The following is an 18,486-nucleotide window of genomic DNA, read 5'->3' as shown; positions in this document are numbered from 1 at the left end:
GGCCCTGGGCTCTCCGGTCCTGTCACGGAAACGGACCGGCTCCGGGCAGCGTTCCGCCCCGCCGCGCAGTTCACGCGACGGGGCGGTTCCGCATAGCGTCAGTTGTCCTGGTTGGCTGCCTTGAGCAGGGCGTCCTTCGTGACCGTGCCCACGTAGACCGTGCCGTCGTCAGTTGTCAGCGCGTTGACGATACGGGTCTGGAAGACCGTCCCCGTGCCGAACTTTCCGGTGACCTTGTCGCCGAGCGCGTCCACGAACTGCTGCGCCTCCGCCGGCAGCTCGCCCGACGCCTTCGCGTCCGAGCCGCCCTTGGCCGCGCCGTTCTTCGCCGCGTCGCCCTTCGCCTCGCCGGCCAGGCCCTCGCCCTCCGACGAGCTCAGCACGTACACCGCGTTCCAGCCCTTGCCGATGACCTTCGCGCCGTCCTTGCCCTCGCCGATGCCGCCGGCGAAGAAGCCCAGGCCGTCAGGGGTGCCGGCGGCGCCGGGCAGCGCCTCCTTCTCCTGCTGTCCGGACTTCCCGGCCTTCCCGGAGTGTTCGGAGTGCTCGGAGTACTCGGCCTTGATGTCGCTCTCCTCCGTGACCTTCGCGCCCTTGGGCGGCGTGAAGTCGAAGGTGCTCGCGGCCGGCTTGCCGAAGTCGACCTTGGTGAAGCCCGCGTCGACCACGGCCTTGCCGCCGCTGCTCGGCGAGAGCGTGAACTTGAGCGGCGTGCCCGTCTTCGCGTCCACCGCGATCGCGATGGAGCCGACCGTGGAGCCGGACTGCTTCGGCTTGATCAGCAGCCGGTACGCATCGCGTCCGGCCACCCGCGCCGTGCCGTCGACGGTCACCGAGGTCGTCTCGTCCGCGGCCTTCAGCACCTCCTCGGCGAACGCCTTGGGGGTGGCCGCGGAACCGTCGGGCAGGGTCCCCTCCTTGCCGTGGGTCCCCTCCTCGTCCTCGGACCCCTGCGAGCGGTGGGTGCCGTCCGTCGGCTCCGTCGCGTGGTACGCGGTGTTGGAGCCGCTGTCGTACGCCCAGACCTCGCCGCCGTTGTGGATGACGCTGTACTCGGCCGTCTTGTCGAGGATCGAGAGGCGCTGCTTGTCGGGGCCGTCCACCGCCACCCGCAGGGTGTGCGAGCCGGCGGCCAGCTCCATCAGCTTCTCGGACGGGTCCACGGCGGCGGCGCCTTCCCCGCCCCTGCCGCTCTCCTTCTGCTGCTTCACGAACGAGTCCGCGAGGCTGCCGAGCTGGTCGAGACCGGGGATGCCCAGGTCCGTGGTGATCTTCACCGTGCCGGAGAGCTGCTCGGTGTCCGACGCCGCGATCTTCTCGATGAGCTGCTGGGCGCTCACCTTCGGCAGATCCGGGTCACCGGTCGCCGCGAGCGCCGGGACGAGACCGATGGTCGCCGCGGCCACTCCCGCCACCGCGACGGGGAGCGCGTAACGTGCCGCCTTGCGGCGGACGGTGCCGGGCCCCGTCTCCTCCTCGGTCGCCGGTCCGTTGTCGTTCGGTGCCATGTGTGCCCTACCTCCGTGGTCGGCGGCCTTCCGTCCTCTGCGCGTGTCCACTCCTCGCCGCCATTCTCACCCGAATTGGTCAGGAGTGGTCTTCCTCCATGGGACCAAATCGGGGGCGCGGAAGCGTCAGCCCCCGGGCGCACCTTGTCGTACTGCTGTGGGATGACATACGGAGGAGCGACGCCCCCGGTCCCGTAGGGGGAGGTAGGGGAAGGGAGACAACGGAGAAGCAGGGCAGGGAAAAGAGGGGGAAGGGGAGCCTGAGGAGGAGGGGGCGTCGGCGTCTGCGCCGGGCGGGTGATCACGCCGTACGGGCCTACCGGCCGTACGAGTGCCCAGGGCCGTACGGGGAACGGGAGCCACGGCCGTGCGGGGCGTACGGGCCGTACGCGCGCCACCGGCCGTGCGGGGAGTACGGGTCATACGAGCGCCCCGCGCCGTACGGGAATACCAGCCGTACGAGCGCCACCGGCCGTACGGGGAGTACCGGACGTACGAGCGCCACAGGCCGTACCAGCGCCACCGGCCGTACGGGGTGGTGCGGGTGCCCTCCCGTCAGTTCGCGCGGTGGACCACCGCGTCGCAGAGCTCCACCAGGGCCGACTTCGCGTACCCCTCGGGGAGCGGTGCCAGGGTGGCGCGGGCCTCCTCCGCGTAGCGGACGGTGTCCTGGCGCGCCTGCTCCAGGGCCGGGTGGGCGCGGAGCAGCCGCAGGGCCTCGGCGAGCTTCGTGTCGTCCGCGAGGTCGCCGCTCAACAGCTCGACCAGCGCGAGGTCGTCCGGTCTGCGGTGCTCCTCCGCCTGGGCGCGCAGCAGCAGCACCGGCAGGGTCGGGATGCCCTCGCGCAGGTCGGTGCCGGGGGTCTTGCCGGATTCGTGGGAGTCGCTGGCGATGTCGAGGTAGTCGTCGGCGAGCTGGAAGGCGATGCCCAGCCGCTCCCCGTACTGGGTGAGGATGTCGACCACCGTCTCGTCGGCGCCGGACATCATCGCGCCGAACCGGCCCGCGACCGCGATCAGCGAGCCGGTCTTGCCCCGTACGACATCGAGGTAGTGGCTCACCGGGTCGGCGCCCCCGCGCGGGCCGGCGGTCTCCAGGATCTGCCCGGTGACCAGCCGCTCGAACGCCTCGGCCTGGACGCGGACCGCCTCCGGGCCCAGGTCGGCCAGGATGTACGAGGCGCGGGAGAAGAGGAAGTCGCCGGTGAGGACGGCGACGGAGTTGTCCCACCGGGCGTTGGCGCTCTCCACCCCGCGGCGGACCTCGGCCTCGTCCATCACGTCGTCGTGGTAGAGCGTCGCCAGGTGCGTCAGCTCCACGACGACGGCCGCCGGCACCACTCCGGGCGCGTACGGGTCCCCAAAACGTGACGCGAGCATGACCAACAACGGCCGGAATCGTTTGCCGCCCGCCCGCACCAGATGCTGGGCGGCCTCCGTGATGAACGGCACCTCGCTCTTGGTGGCGTCGAGCAGCCCCGCCTCGACAGCGGCCAATCCGTTCTGGACATCGGCCTCAAGAGCCTGGTCATGCACGCTCAGCCCGAACGGCCCGACGACGGTCACGAGAGGTACTCCTGTCTGCTGACGATCACACGGAATGTCGATGTGTCGCTGCCATCACTCAAGTCAGCGTATCCGGTCGGCTTTCGATCACCATGGGCGCCTTCCCGGCTCCGCCGGTATGTTCGGGATCGGCGATTCCACCAGGAGAGACCCATATGTCCGGAACGCGGGTCGACCCCGGAGTGAACGACGGGCAACCCCTCCCTTCGCGCGGCCTTCACGGAACCTCCCGGGGAGATCTCCCCGGCTCCCCCAGAGACTTCCCTCGGACCCCACACGCAACTCCCGGAGACCCCCCTGGGATTTCCCGGGCCCGTTTCCCCGACATCCCCCCGACATCCCCCTGACGGTCCCCCCGGCCGTCCCCCTGACACATGCCAGGGGCTACCGCCGGTACACCCGGAGATCCTCCCCCATTCCGCCCCGTCCCCGCCCCCATCCCGTCCCGGTCGCGTCCCGTCCTCGCCCCGCCCGCACGCCGTACCGGGCCCCGACCTCCGGCCCCACCTCGCGTTTTCCGGTCAACGCTCGGTCACTGCGCGCTTTTTATTTCCGCCTGCGCTGGGCAACACCGACGTAACGTGTCCCGTATCGATCCGGAAAGCGAGGCAGCACCGATGCCCGAGCAGAGCCCGCTCGAACCGGCCGAGGACGATCTCTTCGGCCCGCACAATCTGCCGTACGGAGTCTTCTCGACCGCCGACGAGCCCGACCGCCGGCGGCTCGGTGTCCGTATCGGCGATCACGTGCTCGACGCGGGGGCCGCCGCGCACGCGCTGGGCTCCCCGTACGCGGCGCTGCTGGCCAGGTCCAGCCTCAACCCCCTGATGGCGGCGGGGCGCACCACCTGGCGCGATGTCCGCCGGGCGCTCACCGCCTGGGTGACGGTGCCCGCGCACCGCCCCGCCATAGAGCCCCTGCTCCACCCGCTGGGCGCGGTGACGCTCCATCTGCCGTACGAGATCGGCGACTACGTCGACTTCTACGCGAGCGAGCACCACGCCACCAACGTGGGCCACGTCTTCCGCCCGGACGGCGAGCCGCTGACCCCCAACTGGAAGCATCTGCCGATCGGTTACCACGGCCGCTCCGGCACGGTCGTCGTCTCCGGTACGCCGGTGACGCGCCCGTCGGGCCAGCGCAAGGCGCCCGCCGACCCGGCGCCGCTCTTCGGGCCCTCCACGAAGCTGGACATCGAGGCGGAGGTGGCCTTCGTCGTCGGCACCCCGTCCCGCCAGGGCACCCCGGTGGAGCTGGCCTCGTTCCGGGACCATGTCTTCGGCCTCTCCCTCCTCAACGACTGGTCGGCGCGGGACATCCAGGCCTGGGAGTACGTGCCGCTCGGCCCCTTCCTCGGCAAGTCCTTCGCCACCTCGGTCGCCGCGTGGGTGACCCCGCTGGAGGCGCTGGACGCGGCCCGGGTCGCGCCGCCGCTCCGTACCGTCCCCCTTCTCCCCTATCTGGATGACGCGGAGGAAGAGGAGCCGGGCGGATTCGATCTGCGGATCTCGGTCGCCCTCAACGGCGAGGTGATCTCCGAGCCCCCCTTCTCCACGATGTACTGGACGGCGGCGCAGCAGCTCGCCCATCTCACGGTCAACGGGGCCTCCGTACGCACCGGGGACCTCTTCGCCTCCGGCACGGTCAGCGGCCCCGAGCGCGCCCAGCGCGGCTCCCTGCTGGAGCTGGCGTGGAACGGTACGGAGCCCATCGAGCTGCCCGGCGGCAAGCGCACCTTCCTGGAGGACGGCGACGAGATCACCCTGACCGCCTGGGCCCCGGGCCCGGACGGCACCCGGGTGGGCCTGGGCGAGGTGCGGGGACGGGTCCAGGCACAGGGGCAGGCTTAGGGGCAGGGGCGAGGACAGACTCAGGGGCGGGGCGGGGGCGGATCCAGGTACCGGGGCAGGAGCAGTGGCCGACGGGTGGGAGCGGTGGCGGATCCGGTCGTACGGGCGGGGGCGGTGGAGGTGCTGCGGGCGCTGCGGCTGGGGGACGCGGCGCTGTACGCCCGTACGCTCGACGCCCCGGACACCGGGGTCAGGCAGCAGACGGTCCGTGCCCTGATCTCGGTGGACGCGCTCCCGGAGCTGGTACGGGCCGGGGCGGACCCCTCGCGCGAGGTGCGGGCCTACGCGTCCCGCGTCAGCACGACGTGACCCGCCGACGCGACCGGGCCCGGCGCCTCCCCCGAGGAGGTGCCGGGCCCGGTCGTTTCCGCCTGCGCGCCGGCCCTACCGGACGAAGCCGCTCGCCTGGCCCGCCAGGTCCAGGAAGTACTGGGGTGCCAGGCCGAGGACGAGGGTGACCAGGACGCCTACGGCGATGGCCGTGGTGGTGAGGGGGGAGGGGACGGCGACCGTGGGGCCTTCCGGGGTGGGGTCGCTGAAGAACATCAGGACGATGACCCGCAGGTAGAAGAAGGCCGCGATGGCCGAGGCGATCACACCGATCACCACCAGGACCCCCGCGCCGCTCTCCGCCGCCGCCTTGAAGACCGCGAACTTGCCGGAGAAGCCGGAGGTCAGCGGGATACCGGCGAAGGCGAGGAGGAAGACCGCGAAGACCGCGGCGACCAGGGGGGAACGGCGGCCCAGGCCGGCCCACTTGGAGAGGTGGGTGGCCTCGCCGCCCGCGTCGCGGACCAGGGTGACCACGGCGAACGCGCCGATCGTCACGAAGGAGTACGCCGCCAGGTAGAAGAGGACCGACGAGATCCCGGCGCCGGTGCCCGCGATCACACCGGCCAGGATGAACCCGGCGTGTGCGATCGAGGAGTACGCGAGGAGCCGCTTGATGTCGGTCTGGGTGATGGCGACGATCGCGCCGCCCAGCATCGTGACGATGACGACGCCCCACATCACCGGCCGCCAGTCCCAGCGCAGGCCCGGGAGGACCACGTACAGCAGGCGGAGCAGCGCGCCGAACGCGGCGACCTTCGTGGCCGCCGCCATGAAGCCGGTGACCGGGGTGGGCGCGCCCTGGTAGACGTCCGGGGTCCACATGTGGAACGGGACAGCGCCGACCTTGAAGAGCAGCCCCATCAGGACCATCGCGCCGCCGATGAGCAGCAGGGCGTCGTTGCCCATGGTGTCGGCGAGCGCCGGGTTCACGCTCTGGACCGTGCCGTCGACGACCTCCGCGATCCGGGCGTACGCGACGGAGCCCGCGTACCCGTAGAGCAGGGCGATCCCGAAGAGCAGGAACGCCGAGGAGAACGCGCCGAGGAGGAAGTACTTGACGGCGGCCTCCTGCGACATGAGGCGCTTGCGGCGGGCCAGGGCGCAGAGCAGATAGAGCGGGAGGGAGAAGACCTCCAGCGCGATGAAGAGGGTCAGCAGATCGTTGGCGGCCGGGAAGACCAGCATCCCGGCGACCGCGAAGAGCAGCAGCGGGAAGACCTCGGTGGTGGTGAACCCGGCCTTGACGGCGGCCTTCTCGCTCGCGCCGCCGGGGACGGCTGCGGCCTGCGCGACGAAGGAGTCGACGCGGTTGCCGTGCGCCTCCGGGTCGAGCCTGCGCTCGGCGAAGGTGAAGACGGCGACGACCGAGGCGAGCAGGATCGTGCCCTGGAGGAAGAGCGTGGGGCCGTCGACGGCGATGGCGCCCATGGCGGCGATGTGCTTCTTCGTCGTGCCGTACCCGCCCGCCGCGAGCGCGACCACCGCGGCGAAGGAGGCGGCCAGCGCGACGAAGGAGAGGAAGAGCTGGGTGTGGTACCGCGCCTTGCGGGGCACGAACGCCTCGGCCAGGATGCCCAGCACCCCGGCGGCCACCACGATCAGTACGGGCGAGAGCTGCGCGTACTCGATCTTCGGAGCCGGGATCTTGGTGAATCCGTCGGCCGCCGTCGTTGTCCACAGGTTGTGGACGGCAGTCGCACTCATCGGGCGGCCTCCACCTCGGGCTGGGGATCGGTCTGCTGTACGTCGGACATCGTGTGCTCCACCGCCGGGTTGACGATCTGGGTCAGCGGCTTGGGATAGACGCCCAGGAAGAGGAGGAGCGCGATCAGCGGGGTGACCACCACCAGCTCCCGGACCCGCAGGTCCGGCATGGCCCTGACCTCGTCCTTGACCGCGCCGGTCATGGTGCGCTGGTAGAGGACGAGGACATAGAGCGCGGCGAGCACGATGCCGAAGGTGGCGATGATGCCGATCACCGGATACCGGCTGAACGTGCCGACGAGGACCAGGAACTCGCTGACGAACGGGGAGAGTCCGGGCAGCGAGAGGGTGGCGAGCCCGCCGATCAGGAACGTCCCGGCGAGGACCGGGGCGACCTTCTGGACCCCGCCGTAGTCGGCGATGAGGCGCGAGCCGCGCCGCGAGATCAGGAAGCCGGCCACCAGCATCAGCGCGGCCGTGGAGATCCCGTGGTTGACCATGTAGAGCGTGGCGCCCGACTGGCCCTGGCTGGTCATGGCGAAGATGCCCATGATGATGAAGCCGAAGTGGGAGATCGACGCATAGGCGATCAGCCGCTTCATGTCGCGCTGGCCGACCGCGAGCAGCGCCCCGTAGACGATGCTGACCAGCGCCAGCACCAGGATCACCGGCGTGGCCCACTTCGACGCCTCGGGGAAGAGCTGGAGGCAGAAGCGGAGCATCGCGAAGGTGCCGACCTTGTCGACGACCGCGGTGATGAGGACGGCGACGGGCGCGGTGGCCTCGCCCATGGCGTTGGGCAGCCAGGTGTGCAGCGGCCAGAGCGGGGCCTTCACCGCGAAGGCGAAGAAGAAGCCGAGGAAGAGCAGGCGCTCCGTGTTCGTCGCCATGGTGAGCGAACCACTCGCCCGCGCCTCGGCGATCTCGGCGAGCGAGAAGGAGCCCGCGACCACATAGAGGCCGATGACGGCGGCCAGCATGATCAGGCCGCCGACCAGGTTGTAGAGGAGGAACTTGACGGCCGCGTACGAGCGCTGGGTGGCCGCCGCCTCGTCGCCGCCCGCATGGGCGCGGTCGCCGAAGCCGCCGATGAGGAAGTACATCGGGATGAGCATGGCTTCGAAGAGGACATAGAAGAGGAAGACATCGGTGGCCTCGAAGGAGAGGATCACCATCGCCTCGACCATGAGGATCAGCGCGAAGAACCCCTGGGTGGGCCGCCAGCGGCGGTTGGGGGCGGCCTCCTCCAGAGGGTCGGCGTCGTGCCAGCCGGCCAGGATCACGAAGGGGACGAGCAGCGCGGTGAGCGCGAGGAGCGCCACCCCGATGCCGTCCACGCCCAGCTCGTACCGGACCCCGAAGTCGGCGATCCAGGCGTGCGATTCCGTGAGCTGGTAGCGGGCGCCGCCGGGCTCGAAGCGGACCACCACGATGGCGGCGAGGACGGCCGTGGCGAGCGAGAAGAGCAGCGCCAGCCACTTGGCGGCGGTGCGCCGGGCGGCCGGGACGGCCGCCGTGGCGACCGCCCCGATCGCGGGCAGCGCCGCCGTCGCGGTCAGAAGAGGGAACGACATATCGGTCACACCGCCCTCATCAGCAGGGTCGCGGCGATGAGCACTGCCGTACCTCCGAACATCGAGACCGCGTAGGTGCGGGCGTAGCCGTTCTGGAGCTTGCGGAGCCGTCCGGAGAGTCCGCCGAACGACGCCGCCGTGCCGTTGACCACCCCGTCGACCAGGGTGTGGTCCACGTAGACCAGCGAGCGGGTGAGGTGTTCGCCGCCCCGGACCAGGACCACATGGTTGAAGTCGTCCTGGAGGAGGTCGCGCCGGGCGGCCCGGGTGGCGAGCGAGCCGCGCGGGGCGACCACGGGGACGGGCTTGCGGCCGTACATGAACCAGGCGAGGGCGACCCCGAGGACCAGGACGACCATGGTGGCCCCGGTGACGACGCCCGCGCTGACCGGCGCGTGCCCGTGGTCGTGTCCGGTGACCGGCTCCAGCCAGTGCAGGAAGCGGTCGCCGATGGAGAAGAAGCCACCGGCGAAGACCGAGCCGACCGCCAGGACGATCATGGGGATGGTCATGGACTTCGGGGACTCGTGCGGATGCGGCGCGTTGCCCTTGGCGTCGGGCTGCCAGCGCTTCTCGCCGAAGAAGGTCATCAGCATCACGCGCGTCATATAGAACGCGGTGATCGCGGCGCCCAGCAGGGTCACGGCGCCGAGGATCCACCCCTCGGTGCCGCCCTTGGCGAAGGCCGCCTCGATGATCTTGTCCTTGGAGAAGAAGCCGGAGAGGCCGGGGAAGCCGATGATCGCCAGATAGCCGAGGCCGAAGGTGACGAAGGTGACCGGCATGTAGGTCCGCAGGCCGCCGTACTTCCTCATGTCGACCTCGTCGTTCATGCCGTGCATGACCGAACCGGCGCCGAGGAAGAGCCCGGCCTTGAAGAAGCCGTGCGTCACCAGGTGCATGATGGCGAAGACATAGCCGATCGGGCCGAGGCCGGCCGCCAGGATCATGTAGCCGATCTGCGACATGGTCGACCCGGCGAGGGCCTTCTTGATGTCGTCCTTGGCGCAACCGACGATCGCCCCGAAGAGGAGCGTGACAGCGCCGACCACCACGACGACCAGTTGGGCGTCGGGGGCCGCGTTGAAGATCGCGGAGGAGCGGGTGATCAGATAGACGCCGGCGGTGACCATGGTCGCCGCGTGGATCAGGGCCGAGACCGGGGTCGGGCCCTCCATGGCGTCACCGAGCCAGGACTGGAGCGGCACCTGGGCCGACTTGCCGCAGGCGGCGAGCAGCAGCATCAGGCCGATCGCCGTCAGCTTGCCCTCGGTAGCGTCGCCGGTGGCGGCGAAGACGGGGCCGAAGGCGAAGGTCCCGAACGTCGTGAACAGCAGCATGATGGCGATGGAGAGCCCCATGTCGCCCACGCGGTTGACGAGGAACGCCTTCTTCGCCGCCGTCGCCGCGCTCGGCTTGTGCTGCCAGAACCCGATGAGCAGGTACGAGGCGAGGCCCACGCCCTCCCAGCCGACGTACAGCAGCAGGTAGTTGTCGGCGAGGACGAGCAGCAGCATGGCCGCCAGGAACAGGTTCAGATAGCCGAAGAAGCGGCGGCGCCGCTCGTCGTGCTCCATGTACCCGATCGAGTAGATGTGGATCAGGGTGCCCACACCGGTGATCAGCAGGACGAACGTCATCGACAACTGGTCGAGCCGGAACGCCACATCGGCCTGGAAGCCCTCGACGGGGATCCAGGAGAAGAGGTGCTGGAGCAGGGTCCGGTCGTCGGTGGCCCGGCCGAGCATCGCCCCGAAGAGCACCACACCGATCACGAAGGAGGCGGCGGCGAGCAGTGTGCCGAGCCAGTGGCCCGTGCGGTCGAGCCGGCGGCCGCCGCAGAGCAGCACCGCCGCTCCGAGCAGAGGCGCCGCGACGAGCAGCGCAATCAAGTTCTCCACGATTCAGCGACCCCTCAGAGCTTCATCAGGCTGGCGTCGTCGACCGAGGCCGAGTGGCGCGAACGGAACAGCGAGACGATGATCGCGAGCCCGACCACGACCTCGGCGGCGGCGACGACCATCGTGAAGAACGCGATGATCTGGCCGTCGAGGTTGCCGTGCATCCGGGAGAAGGCGACGAACGCCAGGTTGCAGGCGTTGAGCATCAGCTCGACGCACATGAAGACCACGATCGCGTTCCGCCGGATCAGCACCCCGGCGGCGCCGATGGTGAAGAGCAGCGAGGCGAGATACAGGTAGTAGACCGGATTCACCGCCGGGCCCCCTTCTCCGCACTGTCGAGATCCGCGCCGTCGACATCCGCGCCCTCGGGATCCGGGCGGCCCAGCCGCTCGGCCGAGCGCTGCTCCAGTGCCCGCAGGTCCGCGATGGCCTCGTCCGATACGTCGCGGATCTGGCCCCGGTCCTTCAGCGTCCGGCTGACCGTCAGCTCGGACGGGGTGCCGTCGGGCAGCAGGCCCGCGATGTCCACCGCGTTGTGCCGGGCGTAGACCCCCGGCGCGGGAAGCGGCGGGAGCTGGCCGCTGCGCACCCGGGCCTCGGCCAGCTCGCGCTGGGTCCTGGCCCGTTCGGTGCGCTCCCGGTGGGTGAGGACCATCGCGCCGACCGCCGCCGTGATCAGCAGCGCGCCGGTGATCTCGAAGGCGAACACGTACTTGGTGAAGATCAGCGCGGCCAGGCCCTCGACATTGCCGCCCGCGTTGGCCTGGGCGAGCCCCGTGAAGGAGTGCAGCGAGGCGTTGCCGATCCCGGTGATGAGCAGGACGCCGAAGCCGAGCCCGCAGAGCGCGGCCCACCAGCGCTGGCCCTTCAGGGTCTCCTTCAGCGAGTCCGCCGCCGTGACCCCGACGAGCATGACCACGAAGAGGAAGAGCATCATGATCGCGCCGGTGTAGACGACGATCTGGACGACGCCCAGGAAGTAGGCGCCGTTCGCGAGGTAGAAGACCGCGAGGACGATCATGGTCGCGGCGAGGCAGAGGGCGCTGTGCACGGCCTTCTTCATGAGGATCGTGCAGAGCGCGCCGACCACGGCGACCGTGCCGAGGATCCAGAACTGGACGGCCTCGCCGGTCGATGTGGTGGATCCGGCGGCGAGCGCCGGCATCAGGCCGCCGACGGGCGGCGCGGCCAACGGGCCGGTCAGGGGGCTCATGCGCCGACCCCTTCGTCGTGCGGCTTCTCGCCCTTGCTGACGGCCACTTGCGGAACGGTGCCGGGCGCGGCCTCGGTGACCAGCCCCCGGTAGTAGTCCTGCTCGTCCATGCCGGGGAAGATCGAGTGCGGTGTCTCGACCATGCCCTCCTGGAGCCCGGCGAGCAGCTCTTCCTTCGTATAGATGAGGCTCTCGCGGGTGCGGTCGGCGAGCTCGAACTCGTTGGTCATCGTGAGCGCCCGGGTGGGGCACGCCTCGATGCAGAGCCCGCAGAGGATGCACCGGGCGTAGTTGATCTGGTAGACGCGGCCGTACCGCTCGCCCGGCGAGTAGCGCTCCTCGTCCGTGTTGTCCGCGCCCTCCACATAGATGGCGTCGGCGGGACAGGCCCAGGCGCACAGCTCGCAGCCGATGCACTTCTCCAGGCCGTCCGGGTGGCGGTTGAGCTGGTGCCGGCCGTGGAAGCGCGGCGCCGTCACCTTCGGCGTCTCCGGATACTGCTCCGTGAGCCGCTTCTTGAACATGGCCTTGAAGGTCAGCCCGAAGCCGGCCACCGGGTTCCACGGCAAGCCCGGTCCCTGCTCTCCCCCGGGCTGGGAGTCTTTCCCTCCGCGATCCTCCGTCGAAGATTCAGACACCGCCGGCCTCCTTTCCGTCACTCTCCGTACCGTCACTCACAGTATTGCCCCCGCCACTGACAATCAGCTCCCGCTCGCGTCGCGGCTGCCTGCGCGGGACCGGCGGCAGCGTCTGTCCGGGCAGCGGCGGTACGGGGAAACCGCCCGCCATCGGGTCGAAGGCCGGTGGCTCGGGCTCGTTCTCCGCCTCGGCCCGCTCCTTGCGGTCGCGGAACATGTCCACGACGAACGAGAGCAGCAGGAGGGTGAGGATCGCGCCGACCGCGTACAGCAGGATCGTCTGGAAGGGGTAGTTCTCGTTCCGCAGCGCCCGCGCGGTCGCCGCCAGCATCAGCCAGACCACCGAGACGGGGATCAGGACCTTCCAGCCGAGCTTCATCAACTGGTCGTAACGGACGCGGGGCAGCGTGCCGCGCAGCCAGATGAAGAAGAACAGCAGGAGTTGGACCTTGAGGACGAACCAGAGCATCGGCCACCAGCCCTGGTTGGCGCCCTCCCAGAAGGTGGAGATGGGCCACGGGGCGCGCCAGCCGCCGAGGAAGAGCGTGGTGGCGACGGCCGAGACGGTGACCATGTTGACGTACTCGGCGAGCATGAACATCGCGAACTTGATGGACGAGTACTCGGTGTTGAAGCCGCCGACCAGGTCGCCTTCGGACTCCGGCATGTCGAACGGGTTGCGGTTGGTCTCCGCGACCATCGTGATGATGTAGAGGACGAAGGAGACCGGCAGCAGCAGGATGAACCAGCGGTCCTGCTGCGCCTCCACGATCGCCGAGGTCGACATCGACCCGGAGTAGAGGAAGACCGACGCGAACGCGGCGCCCATGGCGATCTCGTACGAGATCATCTGCGCGCACGAGCGCAACCCGCCGAGCAGCGGATACGTCGACCCGGACGACCACCCCGCGAGGACGATCCCGTAGATGCCGACCGAGGCGACCGCGAGGATGTAGAGCATCGCGATGGGCAGGTCGGTCAGTTGCATCGTGGTGCGCTGGCCGAAGATCGAGACCTGGTTGTCGGCGGGGCCGAAGGGGATCACCGCGATCGCCATGAAGGCCGGGATCGCCGCGATGATCGGCGCCAGGATGTAGACGACCTTGTCGGCGCGCTTGACGATGATGTCTTCCTTGAACATCAGCTTCACGCCGTCGGCGAGCGACTGGAGCATGCCCCAGGGGCCGTGCCGGTTGGGGCCGATGCGCAGTTGCATCCAGGCGACGACCTTGCGCTCCCACACGATGGAGAAGAGGACCGTCACCATCAGGAAGGCGAAACAGAACACCGCCTTGACGACCACGAGCCACCAGGGGTCGCGGCCGAACATCGACAGGTCCTCGGCCGCCAGCACGCTCCCCGGCGCCGCGGTGAGCGGGGCGGCGAGCGGGGCGAGGGCGATCATGAGCGCACCTCCGGTGCTTCGTCGGCGGAGCCGCCCCGCGACGGGCCGTTCTCCGGCGGGGTGTCCTGCGGCGGCGCGTCCTGCGGCGAGCCGTCCGCCGCCGTACGTACCGTCTCCGCCGGGCCGATCCGGACCAGCGTCCCGGGCTGCGAGCCGGTGTCCGAGAGGACGCCGCCGCCCGTGGAGTTCATCGGCAGCCAGACCACCCGGTCGGGCATCTCCGTCACCGCGAGCGGCAGGGTGACCGTCCCGGCGGGCCCGGTCACGGCGAGGTCGTCGCCGTTCTTGACGCCCGTCTCGGCGGCCGTCGCGGCCGAGAGCCGGGCCACCGCGGCGTGCCGGGTGCCGGCCAGCGCCGTGTCGCCCTCCTGGAGCAGCCCCTGGTCGAGGAGCATCCGGTGGCCCCCGAGGACCGCCTCGCCCTCGCCGGCCCTGGGCAGCGGACGGGAGGGTTCCAGCGGCTCCGTGGCGCGCGGCCCCGACCAGCCGCCGAGCCGGTCGAGTTCGTTCCGTACGGCCCGCAGATCCGGCAGCCCCAGGTCACGTGATCCATCAGCGGCCATCGCGTCCGCCAGCATGTGGAGCACCCGGGCGTCGGTCGGGGCGAGCCGCCGGGTCATCTGGTCCGGCTTCAGCGCCGCCTCGAACGGCCGCGCCCTGCCCTCCCAGTTGAGGAAGGTCCCGGGCTTCTCGGCGACCGCCGCGACCGGCAGCACCACATCGGCCCGTTCGGTGACCTCGCTCGGCCGCAGCTCCAGCGAGACCAGGAAGCCCACCGCGTCCAGCGCCGCCCGCGCGCCCGCCGGGTCCGGCAGGTCCGCCACCTCGACGCCCGCGACCAGCAGCGCGCCCAGCTCGCCGGTGGCGGCGGCCCGGACGATCTGCCCGGTGTCGCGGCCGTACGCGTGCGGGAGCTGCCGTACGCCCCACACCGCCGCCGTCTCCTCGCGCGCCCGCGCGTCGGTGGCGGGCCGGCCGCCGGGCAGCAGCGAGGGCAGCGCGCCCGCCTCCACCGCGCCGCGCTCCCCGGCCCGGCGCGGGATCCACACCAGCCGGGCGCCGGTCGCTGTGGCGGTGCGCGCGGCGGCGGTCAGCCCGCCGGGGACCCCCGCGAGCCGCTCGCCGACGACGATCACCGCCCCGGCCTCGCGCAGGGCCCGCGCGGCGGCCGTACCGTCCTCGTCGAGACCGGTCTCGGAGGCGAGTGCGTCGAGCCACTCGGTCTCGGTGCCGGGCGCGGCGGGCAGCAGCGTGCCGCCCGCCTTCGTCAGCCCCCGGGTGGCGTGCGTGGCCAGCGCGTACGTCCGCTGCCCGTGCTTGCGGCGCGCCTTGCGCAGCCGCAGGAAGACGCCGGGCGCCTCCTCCTCCGACTCGAACCCCGCCAGCAGCACCGCCGGGGCGGCCTCCAGGGCGCTGTACGTGATCCCCGTACCGTCGAGGTCATGGCCCCGGCCCGCGACATACGCGGCGAGGAAGTCGGCCTCCTCGGCGCTGTGCGTCCGGGCCCGGAAGTCGATGTCGTTGGTGTCGAGGGCGACCCGCGCGAACTTGGCGTACGCGTAGGAGTCCTCGACGGTGAGCCGCCCGCCGGTGAGCACGCCGACACCGGTGCCTCCGGTGCGGGCGGTCCTGTCCCGGGCGCCCGCGAGCCCGCGCGCCGCCGCCTCCAGCGCCTCGGGCCAGCTCGCCGGCTCCAGGACGCCGTCCGCGTTCCGTACCAGCGGGGTGGTGAGCCGGTCGCGCTGCTGTGCGTACCGGAAGCCGAAGCGGCCCTTGTCGCAGAGCCATTCCTCGTTGACCTGGGGGTCGTTCGCCGCCATCCGCCGCATGACCTTGCCGCGCCGGTGGTCGGTGCGGGTCGCGCAGCCGCCCGCGCAGTGCTCGCAGACGCTGGGCGAGGAGACCAGGTCGAAGGGGCGGGAGCGGAAGCGGTACGCGGCCGAGGTGAGCGCGCCGACCGGGCAGATCTGGATGGTGTTCCCGGAGAAGTACGACTCGAACGGGTCGCCCTCCCCCGTGCCGACCTGCTGGAGCGCGCCCCGCTCGATCAGCTCGATCATCGGGTCGCCCGCGATCTGGTTGGAGAAGCGGGTGCAGCGGGCGCAGAGCACGCACCGTTCGCGGTCGAGGAGCACCTGGGTGGAGATGGGGACCGGCTTCTGGAAGGTCCGCTTCTTGCCCTCGAAGCGGGTGTCCGGGTCGCCGACCTGCATGGCCTGGTTCTGGAGCGGGCACTCGCCGCCCTTGTCGCAGACCGGGCAGTCCAGCGGGTGGTTGATGAGCAGCAGCTCCATCACCCCGCGCTGCGCCTTCTCGGCGACCGGTGACGTCAACTGCGACTTGACGACCATGCCGTCGGTGCAGGTGATCGTGCAGGACGCCATGGGCTTGCGCTGGCCCTCCACCTCCACGATGCACTGCCGGCAGGCGCCGGCCGGGTCGAGCAGCGGGTGGTCGCAGAAGCGCGGGATCTCGATGCCGAGCTGTTCGGCGGCGCGGATGACGAGGGTCCCCTTGGGGACGGAGATCTCCAGGCCGTCGATGGTCAGCGAGACGAGATCTTCCGGCGGAACCGCGGCGTCACCGCCCCCGGAGGGGGCGTTTGTCGTCACCGTCACGCGTTCACCTCCAGGTGCGGGTTCCGGTCGGCCCACACGGTGGACCTGGCGGGGTCGAAGGGGCAGCCCTTGCCGGTGATGTGCTGCTCGTACTCGGCGCGGAAGTACTTGAGCGAGGAGAAGATCGGGGAGGCGGCGCCGTCGCCGAGCGCGCAGAACGACTTGCCGTTGATGTTGTCGGCGATGTCGTTCAGCTTGTCCAGGTCGGAGAGTTCGCCCTTGCCGTCCTCGATGTCGCGGAGCAACTGGACGAGCCAGTACGTGCCTTCGCGGCAGGGGGTGCACTTGCCGCAGGACTCGTGCGCGTAGAACTCGGTCCAGCGGGTGACGGCCCGGACGACACAGGTGGTCTCGTCGAAGCACTGGAGCGCCTTGGTGCCGAGCATGGATCCGGCGGCGCCGACGCCTTCGTAGTCGAGCGGTACGTCGAGGTGTTCCTCGGTGAACATCGGGGTCGAGGAGCCGCCGGGGGTCCAGAACTTGAGGCGGTGGCCGGCCCGCATGCCGCCGCTCATGTCGAGGAGCTGGCGGAGGGTGATGCCGAGCGGGGCCTCGTACTGGCCGGGTCCCGCGACATGGCCGCTGAGCGAGTAGAGCGTGAAGCCCGGGGACTTCTCGCTGCCCATCGACCGGAACCACTCCTTGCCCCGGTTGAGGATCGCGGGAACCGACGCGATGGACTCGACGTTGTTCACCACAGTGGGGCAGGCGTACAGGCCGGCCACCGCCGGGAAGGGAGGCCGGAGCCGGGGCTGTCCGCGGCGCCCCTCCAGGGAGTCGAGCAGCGCGGTCTCCTCGCCGCAGATGTACGCGCCCGCGCCCGCGTGTACGACGATGTCGAGGTCGAGCCCGCTGCCCAGGATGTCCGTGCCGAGGTATCCGGCCTCGTACGCCTCGCGCACGGCCTCGTGGAGGCGGCGGAGTACGGGGACGACCTCGCCGCGGAGATAGATGAAGGCCTGCCGGGAGCGGATGGCGTAGCAGGCGATCACGATGCCCTCGATGAGGGCGTGCGGGTTGGCGAAGAGGAGGGGGATGTCCTTGCAGGTGCCGGGTTCCGACTCGTCCGCGTTGACGACGAGATAGTGCGGCTTGCCGTCGCCCTGGGGGATGAACTGCCACTTCATCCCGGTGGGGAAGCCGGCCCCGCCGCGTCCGCGCAGGCCCGCGTCCTTGACGTACGCGATGAGGTCGTCGGGCGTCATGGCCAGGGCCTTCTTGAGCCCCTCGTACCCGTCGTGGCGCTGGTAGGTGGCGAGTGTCCAGGATTCGGGCTGGTCCCAGAAGGCGGACAGTACGGGCGCGAGCAGCTTCTCGGGGCTGGTCCCGTTCTCGTCGAGCTCGGCCGCCATGGTCATCACTCCCCCTCCTCTGCTTCGGGTACGTCGCGGGGCGCGTCCTGCGGGGCGGCGTCGCGGGGTACGTCGCGGGGCGCGTCCTGCGGGGCGGCGTCGCGGGGCGCGTCCTGCGGGGGTTCGCCGTCCCGGGGCCGTACGACCACGTGCTGCGGGGCCTCGCCCTTGGCGAGCCGGAGCCCGGCGAGCGAGGCGGGGCCGGCGCCGCCGGTGGCCGCGACGGCACCCGGGCGCTCGTCGGGGAAGCCCGCGAGGATCCGGGCGGTCTCCTTGTACGTGCAGAGCGGGGCGCCCCGGGTGGGCTCGACGGTGCGGCCCTCGCGCAGGTCGTCGACGAGGCGGAGCGCGGTGTCCGGGGTCTGGTTGTCGAAGAACTCCCAGTTGACCATCACCACGGGCGCGAAGTCGCAGGCCGCGTTGCACTCGATGTGTTCGAGCGTGATCTTGCCGTCGGGGGTGGTGCCGCTGTTGCCGACCCCGAGGTGGCGCTTGAGCTCGTCGAAGATGGCGTCGCCGCCGAGCACCGCGCAGAGCGTGTTGGTGCAGACGCCGACCTGGTACTCGCCGCCGGGCTCGCGCCGGTACATGGAGTAGAAGGTGGCGACGGCGGTGACCTCGGCGGTGGTCAGTTCGAGGAGTTCGGCACAGAAGGCCATACCGGTCCGGGAGACGTACCCCTCCTCGGACTGGACGAGGTGGAGCAGCGGCAGCAGCGCGGAGCGGGAGTCGGGGTAGCGGGCGATGATCTCGCGGGCGTCCGGCTCCAGCCTGGCCCGTACCTCGTCCGGGTAGGCGGGGGCGGGGAGTTGCGGCATCCC

14 protein-coding genes are annotated in these 18,486 nt (G+C 70.9%); 2 read left to right on the top strand and 12 right to left on the bottom strand.

Features of this window, described 5'->3' with window-relative positions; all coding sequences use genetic code 11:
- Positions 1-98: 98 nt before the first annotated feature.
- Entirely contained in the window at positions 99-1,508 is a 1,410-nt protein-coding gene (locus tag AB0O07_RS28840; protein ID WP_365638596.1) for a DUF2092 domain-containing protein, read from the bottom strand.
- Positions 1,509-2,063: 555 nt separating this feature from the next.
- The gene (locus AB0O07_RS28835; RefSeq protein WP_365638594.1) at positions 2,064-3,074 is read right to left on the bottom strand and encodes a polyprenyl synthetase family protein; all 1,011 of its coding nucleotides are present in this window, start codon (positions 3,072-3,074) and stop codon (positions 2,064-2,066) included.
- Positions 3,075-3,691: 617 nt separating this feature from the next.
- Here AB0O07_RS28835 and fahA point away from each other — a divergent pair.
- Positions 3,692-4,924, top strand: a complete 1,233-nt coding sequence (gene fahA, locus AB0O07_RS28830; RefSeq protein ID WP_365638591.1) for a fumarylacetoacetase — start codon at positions 3,692-3,694, stop codon at positions 4,922-4,924.
- 84 nt (positions 4,925-5,008) lie between these two features.
- The gene (locus AB0O07_RS28825; RefSeq protein WP_365638588.1) at positions 5,009-5,233 is read left to right on the top strand and encodes a hypothetical protein; all 225 of its coding nucleotides are present in this window, start codon (positions 5,009-5,011) and stop codon (positions 5,231-5,233) included.
- Between the two features lie 75 nt (positions 5,234-5,308).
- Here AB0O07_RS28825 and nuoN read toward each other — a convergent pair whose 3' ends face one another.
- From nuoN to nuoE, 10 genes are all read right to left on the bottom strand, one after another.
- A complete protein-coding gene (gene nuoN, locus AB0O07_RS28820; protein ID WP_365638585.1) occupies positions 5,309-6,961 on the bottom strand; it encodes an NADH-quinone oxidoreductase subunit NuoN in 1,653 nt (550 codons plus the stop codon).
- The gene (locus AB0O07_RS28815; protein ID WP_365638582.1) at positions 6,958-8,535 is read right to left on the bottom strand and encodes an NADH-quinone oxidoreductase subunit M; all 1,578 of its coding nucleotides are present in this window, start codon (positions 8,533-8,535) and stop codon (positions 6,958-6,960) included. The genes nuoN and AB0O07_RS28815 overlap by 4 nt, the downstream gene beginning before the upstream one ends.
- 5 nt (positions 8,536-8,540) lie before the next feature.
- Positions 8,541-10,436 (bottom strand): NADH-quinone oxidoreductase subunit L, encoded by a 1,896-nt coding sequence (gene nuoL, locus AB0O07_RS28810; RefSeq protein WP_365638580.1) that lies wholly within the window; start codon positions 10,434-10,436, stop codon positions 8,541-8,543.
- Positions 10,437-10,450: 14 nt separating this feature from the next.
- Complete coding sequence (gene nuoK / locus AB0O07_RS28805) at positions 10,451-10,750, bottom strand: NADH-quinone oxidoreductase subunit NuoK (RefSeq protein ID WP_365638577.1); 300 nt, start codon at positions 10,748-10,750, stop codon at positions 10,451-10,453.
- Positions 10,747-11,604 (bottom strand): NADH-quinone oxidoreductase subunit J, encoded by an 858-nt coding sequence (locus AB0O07_RS28800; RefSeq protein WP_365638742.1) that lies wholly within the window; start codon positions 11,602-11,604, stop codon positions 10,747-10,749. The genes nuoK and AB0O07_RS28800 overlap by 4 nt, the downstream gene beginning before the upstream one ends.
- 44 nt (positions 11,605-11,648) lie before the next feature.
- The gene (gene nuoI, locus AB0O07_RS28795; RefSeq protein WP_365638575.1) at positions 11,649-12,221 is read right to left on the bottom strand and encodes an NADH-quinone oxidoreductase subunit NuoI; all 573 of its coding nucleotides are present in this window, start codon (positions 12,219-12,221) and stop codon (positions 11,649-11,651) included.
- 61 nt (positions 12,222-12,282) lie between these two features.
- Positions 12,283-13,695: an NADH-quinone oxidoreductase subunit NuoH gene (gene nuoH / locus AB0O07_RS28790; protein WP_365638572.1), complete on the bottom strand. Its 1,413-nt coding sequence runs from the start codon at positions 13,693-13,695 to the stop codon at positions 12,283-12,285.
- Entirely contained in the window at positions 13,692-16,313 is a 2,622-nt protein-coding gene (locus AB0O07_RS28785; RefSeq protein ID WP_365638570.1) for an NADH-quinone oxidoreductase subunit G, read from the bottom strand. The genes nuoH and AB0O07_RS28785 overlap by 4 nt, the downstream gene beginning before the upstream one ends.
- A complete protein-coding gene (gene nuoF / locus AB0O07_RS28780) occupies positions 16,310-17,671 on the bottom strand; it encodes an NADH-quinone oxidoreductase subunit NuoF (protein ID WP_365638568.1) in 1,362 nt (453 codons plus the stop codon). Before nuoF ends, AB0O07_RS28785 begins: the two co-directional genes overlap by 4 nt.
- Entirely contained in the window at positions 17,671-18,483 is an 813-nt protein-coding gene (nuoE, locus tag AB0O07_RS28775) for an NADH-quinone oxidoreductase subunit NuoE (protein ID WP_365638740.1), read from the bottom strand. The genes nuoF and nuoE overlap by 1 nt, the downstream gene beginning before the upstream one ends.
- Positions 18,484-18,486: the final 3 nt, after the last annotated feature.

The organism is Streptomyces sp. NPDC093085, from assembly GCF_040683935.1.
Lineage (GTDB): Bacteria > Actinomycetota > Actinomycetes > Streptomycetales > Streptomycetaceae > Streptomyces.
This window is presented reverse-complemented; position numbering and strand designations above follow the sequence as displayed.

Coding starts and splice junctions, on each gene's coding strand:
- nuoF (WP_365638568.1), bottom strand. CDS start 17,671: ATGACCATGGCGGCCGAGCTCGACGAGAACGGGACCAGCCCCGAGAAG.
- AB0O07_RS28840 (WP_365638596.1), bottom strand. CDS start 1,508: ATGGCACCGAACGACAACGGACCGGCGACCGAGGAGGAGACGGGGCCC.
- AB0O07_RS28800 (WP_365638742.1), bottom strand. CDS start 11,604: ATGCCGGCGCTCGCCGCCGGATCCACCACATCGACCGGCGAGGCCGTC.
- fahA (WP_365638591.1), top strand. CDS start 3,692: ATGCCCGAGCAGAGCCCGCTCGAACCGGCCGAGGACGATCTCTTCGGC.
- nuoN (WP_365638585.1), bottom strand. CDS start 6,961: ATGAGTGCGACTGCCGTCCACAACCTGTGGACAACGACGGCGGCCGAC.
- AB0O07_RS28815 (WP_365638582.1), bottom strand. CDS start 8,535: ATGTCGTTCCCTCTTCTGACCGCGACGGCGGCGCTGCCCGCGATCGGG.
- nuoE (WP_365638740.1), bottom strand. CDS start 18,483: ATGCCGCAACTCCCCGCCCCCGCCTACCCGGACGAGGTACGGGCCAGG.
- nuoH (WP_365638572.1), bottom strand. CDS start 13,695: ATGATCGCCCTCGCCCCGCTCGCCGCCCCGCTCACCGCGGCGCCGGGG.